The 5578-nt window shown below is 56.8% G+C and carries 3 rRNA genes; all 3 read right to left on the bottom strand.

Annotation, left to right across the window (positions count from 1 at the left end):
- The 3 genes from rrf to ABD268_RS22695 all read right to left on the bottom strand — a co-directional run bounded on the left by rrf (window position 1) and on the right by ABD268_RS22695 (window position 5366).
- A 5S ribosomal RNA gene (gene rrf, locus ABD268_RS22705) occupies window positions 1-117 on the bottom strand.
- 178 nt (window positions 118-295) lie between these two features.
- Window positions 296-3416: ribosomal RNA gene (locus tag ABD268_RS22700) — 23S ribosomal RNA — on the bottom strand.
- Between the two features lie 431 nt (window positions 3417-3847).
- Window positions 3848-5366 (bottom strand): 16S ribosomal RNA (locus ABD268_RS22695).
- Together the 16S, 23S and 5S rRNA genes form the textbook arrangement of a ribosomal RNA operon.
- Between the last annotated feature and the right edge of the window lie 212 nt (window positions 5367-5578).

The following is a 5578-nucleotide window of genomic DNA, read 5'->3' as shown; positions in this document are numbered from 1 at the left end:
GTCCGGCGGCGTCCTACTCTCCCACAGCCTCGCGGTTGCAGTACCATCGGCGCTGAAAGGCTTAACTTCCGGGTTCGGGATGGGACCGGGTGTTTCCCTTTCGCTATGGCCGCCGTAACTCTGGCGGAGTCACACGCACCCACGACTGTGGTGGGGGTGTCTCCAAGCTCTATGTAGTTGATCTGGTGCTGGTTGTTCTTGTTCCGGCATGCCAACAGACGTGGTTTGTTGGTTGGGAACTGCGTAGTGGACGCGGGCACCATCACTCTGTGGGTGTGTTGTGGTGATGTGTGTGTGGGACAAGCCCTCGGCCTATTAGTACCGGTCGGCTGGGCATTACTGCTGTACACCTCCGGCCTATCAACCCAGTGTTCTGCTGGGGGCCTTACCCGATTGTTTCGGTGGGAAACCTCATCTTGAAACGTGCTTCCCGCTTAGATGCATTCAGCGGTTATCACTTCCGAACGTAGCTAACCAGCCGTGCCCCTGGCGGGACAACTGGCACACCAGAGGTTCGTCCATCCCGGTCCTCTCGTACTAGGGACAGCCTTTCTCAAGTTTCCTGCGCGCGCGGCGGATAGGGACCGAACTGTCTCACGACGTTCTAAACCCAGCTCGCGTGCCGCTTTAATGGGCGAACAGCCCAACCCTTGGGACCTACTCCAGCCCCAGGATGCGACGAGCCGACATCGAGGTGCCAAACCATCCCGTCGATATGGACTCTTGGGGAAGATCAGCCTGTTATCCCCGGGGTACCTTTTATCCGTTGAGCGACGTCGCTTCCACATGCCGACGCCGGATCACTAGTTCCGACTTTCGTCCCTGCTCGACATGTCTGTCTCACAGTCAAGCTCCCTTGTGCACTTACACTCAACACCTGATTGCCAACCAGGCTGAGGGAACCTTTGAGCGCCTCCGTTACATTTTAGGAGGCAACCGCCCCAGTTAAACTACCCATCAGGCACTGTCCCTGATCCGGATAACGGACCTAGGTTAGACATCTAGTACGACCAGAGTGGTATTTCAACGTTGACTCCACCCCAACTGGCGTCGAGGTTTCACAGTCTCCCACCTATCCTACACAAGCCGAACCAAACACCAATACCAAACTATAGTAAAGGTCCCGGGGTCTTTCCGTCCTGCCGCGCGTAACGAGCATCTTTACTCGTAGTGCAATTTCGCCGAGTCCACGGTTGAGACAGCGCCCAAGTCGTTACTCCATTCGTGCAGGTCGGAACTTACCCGACAAGGAATTTCGCTACCTTAGGATGGTTATAGTTACCACCGCCGTTTACTGGGGCTTAAGTTCTGAGCTTCGCCACCGAAGTGGCTGACTCGTCCCCTTAACCTTCCAGCACCGGGCAGGAGTCAGTCCGTATACATCGTCTTACAACTTCGCACGGACCTGTGTTTTTAGTAAACAGTCGCTTGGGCCTGGTCTCTGCGGCCATCACCGCTCCCACCGCTAGGGCGTTCACGGATCCGGCCCCCCTTCTCCCGAAGTTACGGGGGCATTTTGCCGAGTTCCTTAACCATGGTTTGCTCGATCGCCTTGGTATTCTCTACCTGATCACCTGAGTCGGTTTGGGGTACGGGCGGCGCATAGCTCGCTAGAGGTTTTTCTCGACAGCATAGGATCATCCACTTCGCCCCATTGGGCTCCCCATCACATCTCAGGCCCGACATTCAAGTCAGGGATCCGGATTTGCCTGGATCCCGCCCTACCTGCTTAGCCGTACACAACCATCGGTACGGTTGGACTACCTTCCTGCGTCACCCCATCGCTTGACTACTACCAGTTCGGGTCCCACGCTACGCCCGGGCGCCTCGCCCCGAAGGGTCCGGTCACCCGAGTTTCGGATGGTTAGCATCACCGGGTTCGTCATGGGCGCTACTTTGCCGGTACGGGAATATCAACCCGTTGTCCATCGACTACGCCTGTCGGCCTCGCCTTAGGTCCCGACTTACCCAGGGCAGATTAGCTTGACCCTGGAACCCTTGATCATTCGGCGGAGGAGTTTCTCACTCCTCATTCGCTACTCATGCCTGCATTCTCACTCGTGTCGCGTCCACCACTCGATCACTCGGCAGCTTCACTCGCGACACGACGCTCCCCTACCCATCCACACACCTGAACCACGAAGGCTAGATTATTGCGTGAATGCCATAGCTTCGGCGGATGACTTGAGCCCCGCTACATTGTCGGCGCGGAATCACTTGACCAGTGAGCTATTACGCACTCTTTCAAGGGTGGCTGCTTCCAAGCCAACCTCCTGGTTGTCACTGCGACTCCACATCCTTTTCCACTTAGTCACCGCTTAGGGGCCTTAGCTGATGGTCTGGGCTGTTTCCCTCTCGACTACGGAGCTTATCCCCCGCAGTCTCACTGCTGCGCTCTCACTTACCGGCATTCGGAGTTTGGCTAACGTCAGTAACCTGGTAGGGCCCATCGGCTATCCAGTGCTCTACCTCCGGCAAGAAACACGCAACGCTGCACCTAAATGCATTTCGGGGAGAACCAGCTATCACGAAGTTTGATTGGCCTTTCACCCCTATCCACAGGTCATCCCCTCAGTTTTCAACCTAAGTGGGTTCGGTCCTCCACGTCGTCTTACCGACGCTTCAACCTGCCCATGGATAGATCACTTCGCTTCGGGTCTTGATCGTGCTACTCCACCGCCCTGTTCGGACTCGCTTTCGCTACGGCTTCCCCACACGGGTTAACCTCGCAACACAACGCAAACTCGCAGGCTCATTCTTCAAAAGGCACGCCGTCACAAGAGCAAGCTCTCGCTCCGACGGATTGTAGGCACATGGTTTCAGGTACTATTTCACTCCCCGCCAGGGGTACTTTTCACCTTTCCCTCACGGTACTTGTCCGCTATCGGTCATCAAGGAGTATTTAGGCTTAACGGGTGGTCCCGCCAGATTCACACGGAATTTCAGGGGTTCCGTGTTACTTGGGAAAACACTCGGCAGCTCATCTCTTACACTTACGGGGCTATCACCCTCTACGGCGCCACTTTCCAATGGACTTCAACTTCCAGATGAGTTTCTTACTGCCCGGACCGCCGGCAGACGGACCTGAATGCTCCCACAACCCCCCATACGCAACCCCTGCCGGGTATCACACGCACGAGGTTTGGCCTCATCCGATTTCGCTCGCCACTACTCTCGGAATCACTATTGTTTTCTCTTCCTGTGGGTACTGAGATGTTTCACTTCCCCACGTTCCCTCCACACACCCTATATATTCAGGCGCGGGTAACTGGACATGACTCCAGCTGGGTTTCCCCATTCGGACACCCCCGGATCACAGCTCGGTTGCCAACTCCCCAGGGCTTATCGCAGGCTCCTACGTCCTTCATCGGCTCTTGATGCCAAGGCATCCACCATGTGCCCTTCATAGCTTGTCTCACAAACACAACACGACAACAACTACTACAAAGACACGCACCAACACCCCCACCACCCACCACCCCTCAACGGGGCCCGGGCCATGAGCGGCATCGGTGCAAGATGCTCGCGTCCACTATGCAGATCTCAAACAACAAACCCACCAAGCAGGACCACCCCACCCAACCGGTGCGGCATCCCCCAAGGAGGCCCAGAAGACTCAACACCCCGCACGATGCGCGGGGGGCCTGATCCTTCAGGACCCAACAGTGTGCCAACCCCACCCCACCAGACCGCAACCACCAGGTTCCACACCCACGAGCTCAAGAGCTCGCCGGCAGTACTGAGACGGCCACGACCCACCAGGGGGTCCTTCATCGACGATTCCACTAGTGAACACCACCAGTGCCACCCACTCATTCGGCGGGTGCGCGGGGCGTGTGCTCCTTAGAAAGGAGGTGATCCAGCCGCACCTTCCGGTACGGCTACCTTGTTACGACTTCGTCCCAATCGCCAGCCCCACCTTCGACGGCTCCCTCCCACAAGGGGTTAGGCCACCGGCTTCGGGTGTTGCCGACTTTCGTGACGTGACGGGCGGTGTGTACAAGGCCCGGGAACGTATTCACCGCAGCGTTGCTGATCTGCGATTACTAGCGACTCCGACTTCATGGGGTCGAGTTGCAGACCCCAATCCGAACTGAGACCGGCTTTTTGGGATTCGCTCCGCCTTACAGCATCGCAGCCCTTTGTACCGGCCATTGTAGCATGCGTGAAGCCCTGGACATAAGGGGCATGATGACTTGACGTCATCCCCACCTTCCTCCGAGTTGACCCCGGCAGTCTCCTATGAGTCCCCACCACGACGTGCTGGCAACATAGGACGAGGGTTGCGCTCGTTGCGGGACTTAACCCAACATCTCACGACACGAGCTGACGACAGCCATGCACCACCTGTATACCGACTAAAAGGGCACCTATCTCTAGGTGTTTCCGGCATATGTCAAACCCAGGTAAGGTTCTTCGCGTTGCATCGAATTAATCCGCATGCTCCGCCGCTTGTGCGGGCCCCCGTCAATTCCTTTGAGTTTTAGCCTTGCGGCCGTACTCCCCAGGCGGGGCGCTTAATGCGTTAGCTGCGGCACGGAACCCGTGGAATGGATCCCACACCTAGCGCCCAACGTTTACGGTGTGGACTACCAGGGTATCTAATCCTGTTCGCTCCCCACACTTTCGCTCCTCAGCGTCAGGACATGCCCAGAGAACCGCCTTCGCCACCGGTGTTCCTCCTGATATCTGCGCATTTCACCGCTACACCAGGAATTCCGTTCTCCCCTGCATGCCTCTAGTCTGCCCGTATCGGAAGCAAGCCATGAGTTAAGCCCATGGTTTTCACTCCCGACGCGACAAACCGCCTACGAGCCCTTTACGCCCAATAATTCCGGACAACGCTCGCACCCTACGTATTACCGCGGCTGCTGGCACGTAGTTGGCCGGTGCTTCTTCTGCGGGTACCGTCACTTTCGCTTCGTCCCCGCTGAAAGAGGTTTACAACCCGAAGGCCGTCATCCCTCACGCGGCGTTGCTGGATCAGGCTTCCGCCCATTGTCCAATATTCCCCACTGCTGCCTCCCGTAGGAGTCTGGGCCGTGTCTCAGTCCCAGTGTGGCCGGTCACCCTCTCAGGCCGGCTACCCGTCGAAGCCTTGGTAGGCCATTACCCCACCAACAAGCTGATAGGCCGCGAGCACATCCTCCACCGAAAAACTTTCCACCGACAACCCAGGCAGGCATCGGTCGTATCCGGTATTAATCCCAGTTTCCCAGGGCTATCCCGAAGTGAAGGGCAGATTACTCACGTGTTACTCACCCGTTCGCCGCTCGAGTACCACCGAAGTGGCCTTTCCGCTCGACTTGCATGTGTTAAGCACGCCGCCAGCGTTCGTCCTGAGCCAGGATCAAACTCTCCGTTGAAAAACAACACCACAACCACCCCAAAAAGGCGGCCGCGGAAAAAGAGATGCCTGACAAAACAAACAACCAGCTTCAACTCTTACGAGTTATCGCCAGAATCATTGTCTTACCAAAGAAATCCGTATCCCATGATCCAAAGACCACAGAAGACGGGGCATAACAAACTAATTCGTCGACTATGACACACTGTTGAGTTCTCAAGAATCAGACGC

Origin of the sequence: Nocardioides koreensis, from assembly GCF_039531775.1 — a bacterium.
Taxonomy (GTDB): Bacteria; Actinomycetota; Actinomycetes; order Propionibacteriales; family Nocardioidaceae; genus Nocardioides; species Nocardioides koreensis.
The sequence above is the reverse complement of the archived record's forward strand: the minus strand, read 5'-3'. Positions and strand labels throughout refer to the sequence as shown.